The organism is Burkholderia sp. GW821-FHT14F03, assembly GCF_058803765.1.
The window spans coordinates 1-15,945 of record NZ_JBXAPG010000004.1 but is presented as its reverse complement, the minus strand read 5'-3'; the positions used below and the strand labels follow the sequence as shown (position 1 = coordinate 15,945).

Annotated in this window: 13 protein-coding genes; all 13 read right to left on the bottom strand. The window is 69.0% G+C overall.

Annotated features, from left to right (window positions below; translation table 11 throughout):
* Nucleotides 1-43: 43 nt before the first annotated feature.
* The gene (locus AC1RQF_RS03825) at nt 44-1,327 is read right to left on the bottom strand and encodes a cytochrome P450 (protein ID WP_273999733.1); all 1,284 of its coding nucleotides are present in this window, start codon (nt 1,325-1,327) and stop codon (nt 44-46) included.
* A gap of 25 nt (nt 1,328-1,352) precedes the next feature.
* Nucleotides 1,353-1,622, bottom strand: coding sequence for an acyl carrier protein (locus tag AC1RQF_RS03820; protein ID WP_273999732.1), 270 nt, complete (start codon nt 1,620-1,622; stop codon nt 1,353-1,355).
* Nucleotides 1,619-3,709, bottom strand: a complete 2,091-nt coding sequence (locus tag AC1RQF_RS03815; RefSeq protein WP_273999730.1) for a beta-ketoacyl [acyl carrier protein] synthase domain-containing protein — start codon at nt 3,707-3,709, stop codon at nt 1,619-1,621. Before AC1RQF_RS03815 ends, AC1RQF_RS03820 begins: the two co-directional genes overlap by 4 nt.
* A gap of 1 nt (nt 3,710) precedes the next feature.
* Entirely contained in the window at nt 3,711-4,610 is a 900-nt protein-coding gene (locus tag AC1RQF_RS03810) for an SAM-dependent methyltransferase (protein WP_273999721.1), read from the bottom strand.
* A gap of 1 nt (nt 4,611) precedes the next feature.
* Complete coding sequence (locus AC1RQF_RS03805; protein ID WP_273999720.1) at nt 4,612-4,902, bottom strand: acyl carrier protein; 291 nt, start codon at nt 4,900-4,902, stop codon at nt 4,612-4,614.
* 88 nt (nt 4,903-4,990) lie between these two features.
* Entirely contained in the window at nt 4,991-5,986 is a 996-nt protein-coding gene (locus tag AC1RQF_RS03800) for an acyl-CoA desaturase (RefSeq protein WP_273999719.1), read from the bottom strand.
* Nucleotides 5,983-6,966: an acyl-CoA desaturase gene (locus AC1RQF_RS03795; RefSeq protein ID WP_273999717.1), complete on the bottom strand. Its 984-nt coding sequence runs from the start codon at nt 6,964-6,966 to the stop codon at nt 5,983-5,985. The genes AC1RQF_RS03800 and AC1RQF_RS03795 overlap by 4 nt, the downstream gene beginning before the upstream one ends.
* Complete coding sequence (locus tag AC1RQF_RS03790; RefSeq protein ID WP_273999716.1) at nt 6,967-8,712, bottom strand: fatty acyl-AMP ligase; 1,746 nt, start codon at nt 8,710-8,712, stop codon at nt 6,967-6,969.
* A 746-nt stretch (nt 8,713-9,458) separates the two neighbouring features.
* Nucleotides 9,459-10,838 (bottom strand): MFS transporter, encoded by a 1,380-nt coding sequence (locus tag AC1RQF_RS03785; protein ID WP_273999715.1) that lies wholly within the window; start codon nt 10,836-10,838, stop codon nt 9,459-9,461.
* Complete coding sequence (pncA, locus tag AC1RQF_RS03780; RefSeq protein ID WP_443111547.1) at nt 10,835-11,569, bottom strand: bifunctional nicotinamidase/pyrazinamidase; 735 nt, start codon at nt 11,567-11,569, stop codon at nt 10,835-10,837. Before pncA ends, AC1RQF_RS03785 begins: the two co-directional genes overlap by 4 nt.
* A gap of 62 nt (nt 11,570-11,631) precedes the next feature.
* Complete coding sequence (locus AC1RQF_RS03775) at nt 11,632-12,345, bottom strand: ABC transporter ATP-binding protein (protein WP_273999714.1); 714 nt, start codon at nt 12,343-12,345, stop codon at nt 11,632-11,634.
* Nucleotides 12,342-13,097 (bottom strand): ABC transporter ATP-binding protein, encoded by a 756-nt coding sequence (locus AC1RQF_RS03770; protein WP_492871349.1) that lies wholly within the window; start codon nt 13,095-13,097, stop codon nt 12,342-12,344. The genes AC1RQF_RS03775 and AC1RQF_RS03770 overlap by 4 nt, the downstream gene beginning before the upstream one ends.
* Entirely contained in the window at nt 13,094-15,043 is a 1,950-nt protein-coding gene (locus tag AC1RQF_RS03765; RefSeq protein ID WP_492871348.1) for an ABC transporter permease, read from the bottom strand. Before AC1RQF_RS03765 ends, AC1RQF_RS03770 begins: the two co-directional genes overlap by 4 nt.
* Nucleotides 15,044-15,945 lie beyond the last annotated feature (902 nt).

Here is a 15,945-nt window from a genome sequence, read left to right as displayed (position 1 = left end):
TCCCCCCCCCCCCCCTCCCCCTCCCCCCCCCCCCCGCGGCGCGTCAGATCGTGCGCGCGTACAGGTGCGTGAGGCTGCGCAGCACCGTATGGCTGCGATAGCTGAGCGACTGCTCGGACAGCGACAGGCTCGGATAGCGCTCGAGCAAGGCCGCGAAACCCTCCTGCGCCTCGATGCGCGCGAGCTGCGCGCCCACGCAGTAGTGATGGCCGTCCGCGAATGCCATGTGATGCGAACGCTCGCGCCCGACGTCGAACGCGTCGGGGTCCGGGAACTGCTCGGGATCGCGATTCGCGGAGCCGAGGATCACGTAGACCTGGTCGCCCTTGGCGATCTGGCGGCCCTCGATTTCGAGGTCCTCGTTCGCGTAGCGCGAGGTCATCTGCAGCGGCGGGTCGTAGCGCAGCATTTCCTCGACCGCGCTCGGCATCAACGCCGGATCGTCGCGCAGCCGGCGCATCTGCTCCGGATGCTGGAGCAGCGCGAGGCAGCCGTTGCCGATCAGGCTCGCGACCGTCTCCTCGCCGGCGCCGAAGTTGAAGATGATGATCGACAGCAGTTCCGATTCACTGAGCCGGTCGCCTTCGTCGCGCGCCTCGATCAGCGCGCTGATCAGGTCGTCGCGCGGTTCCGCGCGACGCTGCGCGACGAGCTCGCGCAGATAGTCGAGGAACGCGATCGAACTCTCGTTGAGCACGGCGTACTCGTCGAACGACACGAGCGGATCGAACAGCCGGCCCATCGCGGTCGCCCACGATGCGCAGCGTTCGAAGTCCTCGCGCGGCAGCCCGAGCACGTTCGCGATCACGTGCTGCGGCAGCTTGGCCGCGTAGTCGACCATCAGGTCGACGGTCGGCTGGCCGTTCAGCCGATCGAGCAGCGCGTTCGCCTCCGCGCGGATCTGCGCGCGCATGGTCTCGGCCTGGCGGCGCTGGAACGCGGCCGACACGAGGTTGCGCAGGCGCATGTGCTCGGCGCCGTCGAGGAATACGAACCACTTCTCCGCGTTCGAGACCAGCGAGTCGATGTTGGCCGGCTGGGTCGGCGAGATGCGCCGCGTCTTGAGGATCTCGTTCTTCTTGCGCAGCTGGCCGGGAATGTCCGGCGTGTTGAAGCGCCGGTCCTTCAGCGTGCCGCGCACGTGCGCGTACTTGCTGAGAAACCACACGCCGATCGGGCTGCGGTGCACCGGGTCCTCGTTGCGCAGGCGCGCGTAGTGCGGGTAGGGGTTCTGGTTGAACTGCGGATCATTCGGATTGAACAGCAGCGCAGGCGGCCGGGCGGCCGGCGGCGCGACGCTGTCGAGCCCGTTGGCGACGAGGGACATGACGGGGTTCTCCTGCGGTTCGGGGTCAGTGCGTCGTGTCGCGCGTATCGAGCGCGGCCGACAGGCTGTCGATGTTCGGGTACTCCCAGAACAGCGTGATCGGCAGATCCTGGCTCAGCCACGCGCCCAGCTCGCGGGTCACGGTCACCGCGACCGCGGAGTCGAGGTGGTAGTCGACGAACGGGCGCGTCGCGTCGATCTGGTCGGCCGGTACGTCGAGGATGCCGGCGAAGCGCTGGATCAGCCAGTCCGCGATGTCGGCCTGGGTCGGTTGAGCGATGGTCGTCTGGGTCATGGCAGCACTCTCAAGGAAGGAAAGGCGACCGTCTCCGCCTGCGGACGGTCGGGATCGATGTCGTCGTGCACGACGTGATGTCGGCTGCGATCGAACGGATAGCGCGGCAGCCGCGTGCGCGCCGCGCCGGCCAGCGCGGCATAGGCGGGCCATGCGAGCGGCAGGCCCCGCTCGTACAGCAGCGCGGCGAGCCGGGCGCCTTCGGCGCGCGCCGGCGCGTCGGCCCGCCAGGCGAACTCGGCGGGCGCGCCGGGCGCGCACAGCACGAGCGCCGGGCCGCGCGCGCGGCTCGCGTCGTGGCGCGTGACGCGCAGGCCGAGCCCGCTCGCGTGAGCGGTCGCGACGGCGAGCGCCGGCGCCTCGCCGTCGATCTGCACGGCCGTCGCGCCGAGCCGCGCGAGCAGCGCGACCGGGCGCAGCAGCGCGCGCGTCGTGGCGTCGTCCAGCCCGATGTCGAGCGCGGGCCAGGATGCGTTCGCGGTCTCGTCCGCCGCGTCGTCGAGCGCGAGCCGACAGATCGCCGCGCCGGCCGCCTCGACGGGATGCGCGACGGCGAGCGCGGCGAGCGCGTCGTCCCAGTCGCGCACGACGAACGCGCGGCGGCGCGCGAGCGGCTGGCGGCTCGCCAGCGTGGCCGCGCAGAAATCGCGCAGCGAGGCCGACGACGCGCCGGCGTCGCGCAGCGCGAGGATCTGCTGCGCATAGGCGGCGGCGACCCGCGCGAACGCGACGTCGGTCGCCGCGCTGACGGCGATCACCCACGGGCCGGCGGCGTCCGTGTCCGGCGCCGCGCGCGAAAGCGGCGGTTGCTCGACGATCACGTGCGCGTTGCCGCCGCCGAAGCTGAACGCGCTGACGCCCGCGCGGCGCGGGCCGGCGGCGTCGCTCCACGGCCGCACGCGGTCGCTGAGCCGGACCGGCCCCTGTGCGAGCTTGAGCGGCGCGTTCGGCGTCTCGCAGTGGAGGCTCGGCACGAGCGTGCCGTGCTCGACCATCAACGCGGTCTTGACCAGCGCGGCGATGCCGGCGGCCGCCTCCAGGTGGCCGATGTTCGATTTCACCGAGCCGACGAAGCAGGGCTCGGCGTCGTCGCGCTGCGCGCCGTATACATCGCGGATCGCCTGGATCTCGATCAGGTCGCCGATCAGCGTGCCGGGCGAATGCGCCTCGACATAGCCGATCGAAGCGGGCGCGACGCCCGCGCGCGACAGCGCGGTGCGCATCGCCTGCTGCTGGGCCGCGCGATACGGCGCCGACAGCCCGTTGCTGCGGCCGTTGTGATTGATCGCACTGCCGACCAATACCGCGCGGATCAGGTCACCGTCGCGCTCGGCGTGTTCGAGCGGCTTGAGCAGCAGGAAGCCGCCGCCCTCGCCGCACACGTAGCCGTCGGCCTGCGCGGAAAACGGCTTGCAGCGGCCGTCGCGCGCGAGCAGGCCGTGCTGCGAGAACGCGATGATGTTGGCGGGCGACAGGATCAGCTGGACGCCGCCCGCGAGCGCGAGCTCGCATTCGTCGTCGTCGAGCGCGCGGCAGGCCTGGTGCACCGAAGCCAGCGACGAGGCGCACGCGCCATCGATCGCGAGGCTGGGGCCGGTGAGGCCGAACACGTAGGAGATGCGGTTGGCCACGATCGCGCCGCTCGCGCCGGTGCTGGTGCGCGCGTCGATGTGCGGCCAGCGGTTCGCCATGCGCCGGTCGAAGTCGCGGGTGCTGACGCCGACATACACGCCGACGTTGCGGCCGGCGAGCGTGGCGGGCGACATCCCGGCGTCCTCGCACGCATGCCATGCAAGCTCGAGCGCGAGCCCCTGCTGCGGATCCATGCGCGCGGTCTCGCCCGGATCGAGCTGGAAGAAATCCGCGTCATAGCAGTCCGCGTCGGCGTCCATGCCCGCGCGCGGCGCATACAGGCGGCCGGGCTCGCCCGGGCCGCCGCCGACGAAGGGCCCGGCGTCCCAGCGCTCGGCCGGAATCTCGCACACGCAATCCCGCGCGCTGACGAGATTGCGCCAGAACGCGTCGAGCCCGTCCGACTGAGGAAAGCGCGCGCCGATGCCGATGACCGCGATGGGACGCTGCGCCACGTCAGGCTCCGCGCGACAGCGGCGTCGAGCCGGGCAGCCGGCGCAGCGCGAGACGCGACAGGTTCATCGTGCCGGTGTGGAACGCGACCACCATCAGCGCGAGGTACTTGTCGTAGTCGCGGTACTTCGCCTCGCCGACGAGCGCGAGCGCCTCTTCCTTGTGCTCGCGCAGGCGGCGCTGCCAGTGGCGCAGCGTGCGCGCGTAATGGTGGCGGTCGTTGCGCAGCTCGACGATCTCGAACAGGCCGCGCGCGGCCTCGCAGATCTCGGCCAGATGCGGCAGGTCGGACTCGGGGAAGATCTCCGTCGCGAAGAACGCGCTGAACTGCTCGCGGGCGGCGTTCTCGTAGGTGATCGTCTGCAGCGACACCTGGCCCTCGGGGCCGAGGCGGTCGTGGCAGAACGTGAAGAACCGGCGATAGCCGGCGATCTTCTCGTCGAGCGGCTGGTCGAGGCGCGCGAAGTGCTCGAACGCGCCGACCGACACGATCCCGTCATAGCCCTGGTCCGGCTGATGATCGGCCCAGCTTTCGAGGCGCACCTCGATGCGCGATTCGTTCAGCGCGTTGATGTAGTCGGCCTGCGCCTGGCTCAGCGTGAGCCCGACGCATTCGATCTCGGGATGGCGCGCGAGCGCGCGCCGCATCAGGCCGCCCCAGCCGCAGCCGACGTCGAGCAGGCGCTTGCCCCGCGCGATGCCCGAGCGGTCGATGTGCCAGTCCTGCTTGTTGCGCTGCGCGGTTTCGAGATCCTCGCTGCCGTCGAGCCAGAGTGCGCTCGAATAGGTCATGCCCGGGTCGAGCCACAGTGCGTAGAACGGATTGCCGACGTCGTAGTGGTGCTGGATCGCGTCGGCGGACGCGCCGGTGGCGGGCGGATCGATGAGCGTATCGACGGTCACGTCAGATCTCCTTGGCGAGCGCGTGCGCGAGCGCCTGAATCGACGGATGGTCGTAGGCGGCTGCCGCGTCGATCTCGCGGCCGAGCCACTCGCCGAGGTCGCCCGTCATGCCGACGGCGGCCGACGAATCGAGGCCGAGCTGCTGGAAGCTCGCCTCGGTGTTGATGCGCTCCGGGGGCACGCCGAGCACGTCGGCGATGTACAGCCGCAGCCATTGGACGATCTGCTCCTCCTGGTCGGGCGCGCTGGACGGCGTGGCGACGAGCGGGTCTTGGGCGGTGATGTCGTTCATTGCGTGGATCCCTCGGTTTGGTGATTGGACTGCGGGGAAGCAGCGCGCCGGCGGCGGGCCGGCGCGCGAAACGAAAGCGGCGGACGCGTCATGCCTGGCCGCGCGGCGCGAGCGTGCGGCGCGCGCGTTCGGCGGGGGTCACGCGGCACACCTCGGTCACGACGCCGAGTTTTTCCAGCACCACGAGTACGCCGCCGCTGATGTCGATCTGCCACCAGTGCAGCGATAGGATCGCGGCGCGCGGGAATGCGTGATGGTTGTTGTGCCAGGATTCGCCGAGCGTCGGGATCGCGACCCAGAAGTTGTTGGTGCTGAGATCGCGGCCGACGTAGTCGCGCTTGCCGAGCACGTGCGCGAGCGAGGTGATCCACCAGATCATGTTGTGCAGCGCGAACATGCGGATCAGCCCGCCCCACAGGAAGCCTTCCAGCGCGCCGTAGGCGGTGCCCGTGAGCAGGTAGCCGAGCGCGGCGGGCAGCGCGAGGCCGAGCAGCACCCACTGGTAGTAGCGCTTGTTGACCCACATGATCGGCTGATCGGCGAGCAGGTCGCGCGCGTAGAAGTTCGCGTTCGGCACTTCGTGCTTGACGGTCCAGCCGACGTAGGCGTGATACACGCCCTTCAACCGGTTCCAGGCGCCCGGGCCGTGCAGGTTCGGCGAGTGCGGATCGCCTTCGCGGTCGGCCAGCTCGTGATGCATGCGGTGCAGCGCGGTCCAGAACACGATCGGCCCCTGGCCCGCCATCGAGCCGAGAATGCCGAGGCCCATCCGGAACGCGGTCGGCGCCTTGTAGCTGCGGTGCGTGAAGTGGCGGTGGTAGCCGATCGTGAGCCCCATGCCGACGAAGAAGAAGAACAGCAGGAAGATGCCGAGCGCCGCGCCCGACACCGGGTGCACGAAACGGTCGAGCAGGATCGCGGCGATCAGGCCGCCGAGGCCCGAGCCGGTCATGATGGCCGTGTGGATGTGCTGGATCCGCTTGAAACGCGGGCTGTCGACGGTGCGCTTGTATTTCGACGACGGCGCGCCGGTTGCGAGCGCGGGCAGGACCGGCGCGGGTGAGATCGATTCGACCGCTTTCATCTGGACTGCTCCTCTCTGGAATGGGGCGTGGAAGACGACGCGGCCGTCGTGCCGCGCCTGGCTGCGACGTAATCGGGGCGGCGCACGTCGTGGACGAGGCCGAGCCGTTCGAGCAGCAGGACGAAGGCCCCGCCGATGTCGATCTCGTACCAGGCGCGCGAGAACACCGCGGCGGTGCCGCTCGCGTGATGGTTGTTGTGCCAACCCTCGCCGAGCGTGAAGATGCCGAGAAACCAGTTGTTGCGGCTGCTGTCGCCGAGCGCGTAGCGCTGGTAGCCCCACAGATGCGCGGCGGAATTGATGCCGTTGGTGAGCTGGTTCGTGACGAACATGCGCACGAACCCGCCCCACACCACGCCGAGCGCGAAGCCCCGCCAGCTGCCCTCGATCGCGTAGCCGACGACGCCGGGCAGCACGAGCCCGAGCAGCAGCCACTTGAAGTAGTGGCGGCCGACCCAGCGCACGACCGGATCGCGCAGCAGGTCCGGGCAGTACTCGAGCGAATTCGACAGGCCGTGGCCGAAGGTCCAGCCGACGTGCGCGTGCCAGAAGCCGCGCCACTTGCCGAGCGCGCGGCCTTCGCTGATCAGCGGCGAATGCGGATCGCCGTCGCGGTCGACGAAGCGGTGGTGGCGCCGGTGGTTGCTGACCCAGTAGAGCGGCGGGCCCTGCGCGGCCATGCACGCGACGATCGTGAGCACCGCCTTGACGCCGCGCCGCGCCTGGAACGCGTAGTGCGTGAGCATGCGGTGATAGCCGACCGTGATCGCGAGCGTGGTCAGGAAGTACGAGGCCAGCATCAGCACCACCTGCCAGGTGCGCACCTGGCCGGCGGCGGCGGCCCAGCACGCATACAGCAGCGCGAGGGTGGGCAGCGCCACGATCAGGAGCGCGTGCAGCCAGTGCGCGAGACCGCCGTTGGTCGCGAGCGCGGCGCGCGCCGGGCGCGCGGGCGCGTTGAGGGGATCGGACCGTTCCATCTAGCTGGCCTCCGTCAGTTCGAGGGCGTCGAGGGCTTCGAATTCGCCGCGTTCGTACAGCTCGCGGCAGCGGCTGCGGCGTACCTTGCCGCTCGTGGTGCGCGGCAGGTGGCCGGGCTTGAGCAGCACGACGTCGTGCACGCGCACGCCCTGCCGATCGATGATCGCCGCGCGGATCGCTTCCACGATCCGCTCGCGGTCCGGCTCGCGCGTGCCCTGGCGCGTCAGCTCGTGGACGATCACGATGCGGTCGTCGTCCGCGCCGAGCGGCTGGAACACCCCGCCGCCCGCCGCCGCGAGCGCGGGATGCGCGGCTTGCGCCGTGTGTTCGAGATCCTGCGGATACAGGTTCTTGCCGCGCACGATCAGCACGTCCTTGAGGCGGCCGACGATCAGCAGGTGGCCGTTGCGCAGCACGCCGAGATCGCCCGTGCGCAGATAGCGCGGCGCGCGCGGATGGGTGTCGGTGGCGAGCGTCGCGCCGAAGGTGTCGGCGCTTGCGCCGGGGTTGCCGTAATAGCCGTCCGCAAGGCTCGCGCCGCGCGCCCAGATCTCGCCGACGCTGCCCTCGGGCAGCGGCAGGCGCGTCTCGGGATGCACGATCAGCACGCGGCTGTCGCCGCGTACGTGGCCGCAGCCGACGAAGCGCGCGGCGTCGGGCGCGTCCGCCGCGACAAGGCGGGTCGCCTCGCCGATCGACAGCGCGCGCCGGTCCAGGTCGACCGTCTCGACGCCCGTGCCGGGCGTGACGCCCGTGATGAACAGCGTGCCCTCGGCCATCCCGTAGCACGGGAACATCGAGGCGGCGCGCAGGCCATGCGGCGCGTAGGCGTCGAGGAAGCGCTGCACGGTCGCGTGGCGGACCGGCTCGGCGCCCGAATACGCGACGTCCCAGCTGTCGAGATCGAGCCCCGCGCGCTGCTCGGCGGGGATGCGCGCCACGCACAGATCGTAGGCGAAGTTCGGGCCGCCGCTCACGGTGCCGCGATAGGTCGAGATCGCGCGCAGCCAGCGCACCGGCTTCTGCACGAAGTCGGTCGGCTGCATCAGCACGCATTGCGCGCCCTGGTAGAGCGTCTGCAACAGATTTCCGATCAGGCCCATGTCGTGGTAATGCGGGAGCCAGCCGATCACCACCGAATCGCGGTGCATGCGCATCGCCTCGCCGATCACCGCCTCGTTGGCCATCAGGCTGCGATGGCTGACCATCACGCCCTTCGGCCGGCCGGTCGACCCGGAGGTGTACTGGAGGAACGCGAGCCGCTCGGCGTCGCCGTAGGCGATCGCGTCGAGCGCCGGGCCGGGCAGCACGCCGGGCGTGGTCGGGAAGGTATCGACATCGTGCCAGGCGATCGGATCGAGCTGCGCGGCCATCGCGTCCTGCAGCTGCAGCTGCTCGCGCGGGCCGGACAGGATGCAGCGCACGCGTGCGCTGCGCGCGATGCCTGCCGCGAGCGCCGCATGCTTCGCGGTCGGCACCGCGACCGGCACCGCGACCACGCCTGCCGCGAGACAGCCGAGGAAGGTCTGCACGAAGTCGAGCGGACGGGTTTCGAGGATCAGCGCGCGCTCGCCGCGGTAACCGAGTTCGGTCAGCGCATTGGCGATCGAGATGACGCGTTCACGCAATTGCGCGAACGAACAGGTTTGCCGCAGCGTTTCGCCTTTCTCCAGGTCGGCATAAACCACTTTGTCCGGCGAGAGATCGGCGTGCCCGTACAGACGAGCAATAATCGTGTTTTCCAAAGTGCACCTCTGGAATCGAATAGCGGGGCTCGAAAAAGCGGGGCGCTGATAAATATGGGCGAAAACAGGCCCGCGAGACGGCAAATGCCGCTCGCGCGATATCAGAACCCCGATACTCGCCACGCGGCCGGGCTGAACCGGGTCGCGGAGCGTATGACATCGTCTGCTGGACTGCGAAACGTGCTGCGGAAAGCGTGCTGCGAAGGGTGAAACCTTATGCGTGACGCAAGTGCCCGACCAGGGGCGATGGCCTCTGGGCAAGGGATGCAGCGGGGGCGGCGAAGCGCGCGACGAAAGACGGCGCAAAGCTGTTGCGCGCCGTCATGCGCGGGGAACCGTCGGGTTGGCTTGACGCATGCAACCTCGCGACAAAGCCGGTACTCATCAATACGTGACGAATTCTATAGCGCGCCGCGTGGCCTAGCAATACTAATTACATTCGAATGCTTATTCAAACGGTAATCTAAAGCCCTTGACGGGTTTCCGGTAAATCGTGACTCCTTGATGTATTCAGGAACGTAATATGTGCCATCGATTTTCCGGCGCGGGATATATCGGAAGAATTTACGTTTAAGCAAACGATGAATTGTAATTAAATATCTTCGTGGTGCACTGATTCACATGAAATGGTGCGCGGCGTTGCCTAAATTGGTGTGGAGTCCGTATCGATATGAGGCGGAGCGCGCGCGTCGCCGGAGCGGGGAAGCGACCCGGGCTCAGGCGACGCGCGTCGATCCGCGTCGGCGTCAGGGCTGCGCTTCCCCCGAACGCACGGCGACCGCGGGGGACAGTGTTGCGTCGCCCGCGAGCGACGCGCGCCACGGCAACGGGCGCTGCGGCTGCAGAAACAGCCACAGCACCGAGCCGCACGCCGCGGCGATCGCGGTCGCGACCAGCGCGGCGGACCAGTCGCCCGTCACGCGCACGATCGCCGCCACCCCGACCGGCCCGGCGACATTCGCGGCCGCGCCCCACAGATTGGTCCAGCCGGACATCACGCCCGTGAATTCGCCGCCGAGATCCTGCGTGACCGACCAGACCACCACCTGCACGAAGCCGACCGCGGCGAACGCCGCGCACAGCCACGCGATCGCGCTCGCGATCGACACCGCGTGCGCGGCCGCGAACGTGCTGCCGGCGCCGGCGAGGAAACCGACGATCGCGACCGGCACGCGCGCGAACCAGATCGAACCCGTGCGGCGCTGGATGCGGTCGCAGAGGCTTCCCGCGACATACACCGCGACGATCACGGCGATCCACGGCAGCGACGCGTAGAAGCCCATCGCCTGCAAGGACAGCCCGCGCGCCTTCATCAGGTAGGTCGGCAGCCAGGTCGAGTAGAAGCTCTGGATCAGCACCAGCAGGAAGTACTGCAGCCCGAACAGCCAGAAGCGCGGCATCCGGAACCCGGCGAGCCACAGCCCGCGTTTCGCCGGCTCCGGGTGGGGCGCCGCGCGACCGGCCGCGATGTAGGCCGCCTCGGCGGTGGTGATGCGCGGATGCGTGGCGGGATCGTCGCGAAAGCCCCACCACCACGCGAGCGCGAGCAGCACGCCGAACACGCCGTAGGCCTGGAACATCGCGTGCCAGCCGAAGCGGCCGATCACCCAGGTCGTCAGCGGCGCCGACACGATCGGCCCGAGATACAGGCCCGCGAGCAGGATGCTGTTGCCGGTCGCGCGCTCGCCGCGCGGGAACCAGCGCCGCAGCGCGACGATGCCGCTCGACCAGTCGGCCGACTGCGCGGCGCCGAGCAGCGCCCGGCAGCCGAGCAGCCAGCCCCAGGTCGCGCGCAGCGGCGTCGCGACCATCACGAGCGACCAGGCGATGCCGGTGCTGAACAGCACCCGCCGCGGCCCGAACAGCTCCGCGAGCCGCCCGGCCGGCAACTGGCCGAGCGCGTAGGTCCAGAAGTAGGCGGTGAGGATGATCGACATGTCGACGAGCGACAGGCCAAGCTCCTTCTGGACCACCGGCGCGGCGATGCTCATCGCCGCGCGATCGAGCGTCATCACGGCCGTCATCGGCGCGAGCAGCAGCGCGGCGATGCGCCAGCGCAGCAGGCCGGCGCGGCCCGGCGCGGGCGCCGCGTCGCCGGAGGCGGCCACGCCTCCGGGCGCGCTCACGCGGGCACCACGATGTCGTCGGAGCGGATCCGCTTGACGCCCGCATGCTCCATGTCCGCCCACGCCTGCGCGAGCGAGCCGTTCAGATCGACCGCGCGGGTCGCGTCCTCGATCACATAGACGTCGAAGCCGGCCGCGCGCGCGTCGATCGCCGTGCTCGCGACGCAGAAGTCGGTCGCGAGCCCGACCACGAACACCTTGCGGATGTGGTGCGCGTGCAGGTAGGGCGCGAGCCCCGTCGCCGTGCGCCGGTCGGCTTCCATGAACGCCGAATAGCTGTCGATTTCCTTGTGATAGCCCTTGCGGATGATGAGCTGCGCCTGCGGCACGTCGAGGTCCTTGCGCAGGTCTGCGTCCTCGGTGCCCTGCACGCAGTGGTCGGGCCACAGCACCTGCTCGCCGTAGGGTACGCGCACCGTGTCGTACGGCTTCTTGCCCGGGTGGGACGACGCGAACGAGATGTGGCCGCGCGGATGCCAGTCCTGCGTCATCACCACGTTCTCGAAGGCCTTGCCGAGCCGGTTGATCACCGGCACGACCTGATCGCCGTCCTTGATCGCGAGCGTGCCGCCCGCCGTGAAGCAGTTCTGGGTGTCCACCACGATCAGCACGCTGTCGCCGCCGGGACGGATCGCCGCCGCGCGGGTGCTCGCGCGGGCCGCGCCCATCGATGCGCCGAGTGCGGCCACGCCGCTGGCGCCGAGCGCCCTCAGGAAAAATCGCCGATTCACATTCGCTCCTTATGTTGATTGTTCTTGATGCGGGAAAGTGATGCGTTTTCAGCTTGATGCGCTTACATCGACAGATACGCCTGCTGGGTACGGCGGTCGGCCGCCAGCTCGGCCATCGTCGATTCGTGACGGATCCGGCCGCCGTCGAGCACGTAGGCGCGATCGGCCACGCGGCGGGCAAACGGAAGATTCTGTTCGGACAGCAGGATCGCGAGCCCCTCGCGCTTGAGTTCGACGATCGTGTTCGCGACCTGCTCGACGATCACCGGCGCGACCCCCTCGGACGGCTCGTCGAGCAGCACGAGATACGGATTGCCCATCAGCGTGCGCGCGATCGTGAGCATCTGCTGCTCGCCGCCGCTCATCTCGCCGCCGCGCCGCGTGCGCATCCGGCCGAGATTCGGGAACAACTCGAAGAGACGCTCGGGGGTCCAGGCGCGCAGGCCGTCGCGCGCAGGCCGCCGGCCCGCTTCCAGGTTTTCGAGCACGGTCAGCCCGGTGAAGATGCGCCGGTCCTCGGGCACGAAACCCATGCCGAGCCGCGCGATCCGGTACGGCTCCACGCGGCGGATGTCGCGGCCGAGAAAACGCAGCTGCGCGCTCGCGCGATCGATGAGGCCCATCAGCGCCTTCATGGTCGTCGACTTGCCGACGCCGTTGCGGCCCATCAGCGCGACCACCTCGCCGCGCGCGACCGCGAGGTGCAGGTCGAACAGGATGTGGGCGCGGCCGTAGAACGCGTCGAGGCCCGCCACTTCCAGCAATACGTCGCTCATGCGTCCTCCGCTTCGAGGTTGCCGAAATAGGCTTCGCGGACCGCCGCGTCGCCGCGGATCGTCTCGCCGTCGCCCTGCGCGATCAGGCGGCCGCGCGCGAGCACGATCATCCGGTCGGCGAACTCGAACACCACGTCCATGCTGTGTTCCGTGAAGAGGACCGACAGATGGTCTTCCACGACGAGCCGCTTGGTCATCGCCATCAGCGCGTGACGCTCGGCGGGGGCCATGCCGGCCGTGGGCTCGTCCATCAGCAGCAGCTTCGGGCGATTCGCGAGCGCCATCGCGAGCTCCACGCGCTTGACGTCGCCGTACGAGAGCACGCCGCACACGCGGCTCGCGTGAGCGGCCATCCCGACCCGATCGAGCAGCGCGAGCGCCTCGGCGCGGTAGGCGTCGCCCGCCGGCGACCAGAAGCGGAACAGCCGGCGATTGAACGACAGCAGCGCGAGCTGAACGTTTTCAAGCACGGTCATCGAGCCGAAGGTGGCCGAGACCTGGAAGGTGCGGCCCACGCCGAGCCGCCAGATGTCGCGCGGGCGCATGCCGACCGTCTCGCGGCCGTCGAAGCGGATCGAACCGCGATCGGGACGGAGCTGGCCGTTGATGAGATTGAAGCAGGTGGTCTTGCCCGCGCCGTTGGGGCCGAGCAGCGCGAGCAGCTGGCCGGGCGGCAGTTCGAACGACACATCGTCGACGGCCGCGACGCCGCCGAACGCGAGCGACAGATGGGTGACGGACAGCAGGCTCATTGCGGCGTCTCCTTGGCCGGCGCGGCGAGGTCGAGCGCGCCCGCGTTTGCGCCCGCGCTCGCGCGGGCCGGGGTGCGGCGGCCGACGCGCTGGGTGAGGGTGCCGACGATGCCTTCGGGGAAGGCGACCACGAGCAGCAGGATGATCGCGCCGAGCACTGCGTGCCAGTAGTCGCCTTCGCGCGCGACCGTGTCGTACAGCCAGGTGAACGAGGCTGCGCCGGCGAGCGGACCGATCAGCGTCTGCAGGCCGCCGAGCAGGACCATGGCGAGCGCATCGATCGACTTGCCGACCCCGATCGCCTCCGGCGAGATGCCGCCTTTCGAGAACACGAACAGCGTGCCGGCTGCGCCGCAGCACGCGCCGGCGATCGCGAACGCGAGCCAGCGCACGCGCAGCACGTCGATGCCGATCGCGTCGGCGCGCAGCGCGGAATCGCGGGTGGCGCGCAGGGCGAGGCCGAACGGCGAGAACAGGATGCGGCGCAGGGCGAGGATGCCGAGCGCGGCGACCGCGAGCGCGAGATAGTAGTAGGCCGTCGGCGACGCGAGCCAGGCCGCGGGCCATACGCCGATCAGGCCGTTGCTGCCGCCGAAGGCGTCCCACTGCGAGGCGATGGCCCAGACGAGCTGCGCGAGCGCGAGCGTGAGCATCGCGAGATACGCGCCCGACAGGCGCACCACGAAGTAGCCGAGCAGCAGCGCGGCGAGGCCGGCGACGAGCGGTGCGGCGACGAACGCGGCTTCCATCGGCAGTTGCAGCCGGGTCATGAGCAGCGCGGCGGCGTAGCCGCCGATGCCGAAATAGGCGGCATGGCCGAACGACTGGATGTTGCCGGGGCCGAGGATGAAATGCAGGCTCGCGGCGAACAGCGCGGCGATGGCGATGTCGACGAGCAGGATCGACAGGTAGGGGTACGCGTGCGCGAGCAGCGGCGCGGCGGCGAGGGCCGCGAGCAGGAGCGCGGCCGCCAAGCGTGCGGGGCCGCGCCACGGGCGCAGCGGCACCGCCGAGACGGCGACGCGCTGGTCGGGCACGCGGCGCTTGCCGAGCATGCCGGTGGGGCGCGCGATCAGGATCGCCGTCATCAGTGTGAATTCGATCACGAGCGTGAGCTTCGCGAGCGGGATGTCGAAGCCGAAGACGGAGATCGTGCCGATGCCGATGCAGAGGACCTTGAGGATCGCGATCACGAGCGCGGCGAGATAGGTGCCGGCGACCGAGCCGATGCCACCCATCACGACCACCACGAAGGCGTCGCCGATGGTTTCGAGATCGAGGCCGAGCGTGGCGGGCGCGCGCGGGGCCTGCAGCGCGCCGGCGAGGCCCGCGAGGAAGCAGCCGAACGCGAAGATGCCGGTGAACAGCCAGGCCTGGTTGATGCCGAGCGCGCCGGCCATCTCGCGGTCTTCGGTGGCGGCGCGCACCAGCACGCCGGCGCGGGTGCGGTTGAGCCACCACCAGAGCGCGGCGAGCAGCACGGGGGCGATCAGGATCAGCACGACGTCGTATTGCGGGACGCGGCCGCCGAGCAGCGGGAACGAGCCGGCGAGGCCGGGCGCGCGCGGGCCGAACAGGTCTTCCGCGCCCCAGATGCAGAGCGCGGCGTCCTTGACGATCAGCACGAGCGCGAAGGTGGCGAGGAACTGGAACAGCTCGGGGGAGCGGTAGATGCGGCGCAGGATGCTGATCTCGAACAGCGCGGCGAGCAGGGCGGTGGCGAGGCCGGCGAGCAGGACGGCGGCCCAGAAGCCGAGCGGGGTCGCGCCGATGCGGCTGACGAGCGTGTACGCGACGTAGATGCCGAGCATGTAGAACGAGCCGTGCGCGAAGTTCACGATGCGGCTCACGCCGAATACGAGCGAGAGGCCGACGGCCATCAGGAAGAGCGTGGACGCGTCGGCCAGTCCGTTGATCAGTTGCAGCACCAGGCTGGTGGCGGTCATGGCGTCGCTCCGCTATCGCGATTCGTTGGCGGGTGGGGGTGGGGGGATTGTTTTGGGTTTTGGAATTGTTTTGGTGAGTGTTTTGGGTATTTTGATTGAGTGGTTTTTTCTAATAATTGGATTGGGTGTTGCGTATTTTTATCGCGTAACGAAGCAGTCCGGGCAGGCCGGATGGGTGACGCGTTATACGGCTTGGCCCGGCCGATATGGACAGCCAGGCCATTCGCAGCTTGCGAAGACATGAATCAACCTCACCACGGAAATAATGTGCGCGCGTGGCATTACCTTGGATTTTGAGAGGATTGTCAAGGGATATGAGTAAGTGGAGGGGGCAGTTTAGGGAAATAAAAATATGGAGGGGGTGGAGGTGGGGGCGGATTGGCTGAAATGAGCACGAGAGACATGCGTGGCGGGCGTTTCGGCGGCTGGCTGCGATCGCAGCGTGGAAGAGAAGTAGGTTATTGCGGGGGCGTGGATTGGGAGTTGGCGGGCTTCGTTGGTGAGGCGGTAATTGGATGGTCTTTCCATAATAATATGGTATGCACCGGAAAAGGGCGATTTTGATGTATGTAACGGTATTGAAGAAAATTCGGATGAACGAGGGAACGCGGTGTCATGCAGACTGGTAATGAATGGCCCACGGCGCGTTGCGGATCCGAGATCGTTGGATGAAATTTCTCGGATTTTTTATTTCAAACGGATGAAGCCGGGGTGCGCGCTTTTTTGACGAGAAGGGATGGCCGAGCGCGGGCAATGAAAGAGCGCGATAGGCTTTCAGACGGGCAGGTTTGGCCTGCTTGTGGCGTGATTAGTTAGAGCGCTCTGGGACCTGTCCGGGATTTTGTGGGCGGGGCATATCATGAGAGGTAAAAGTCATGGATATGCCGATGCCGAAAAAACGA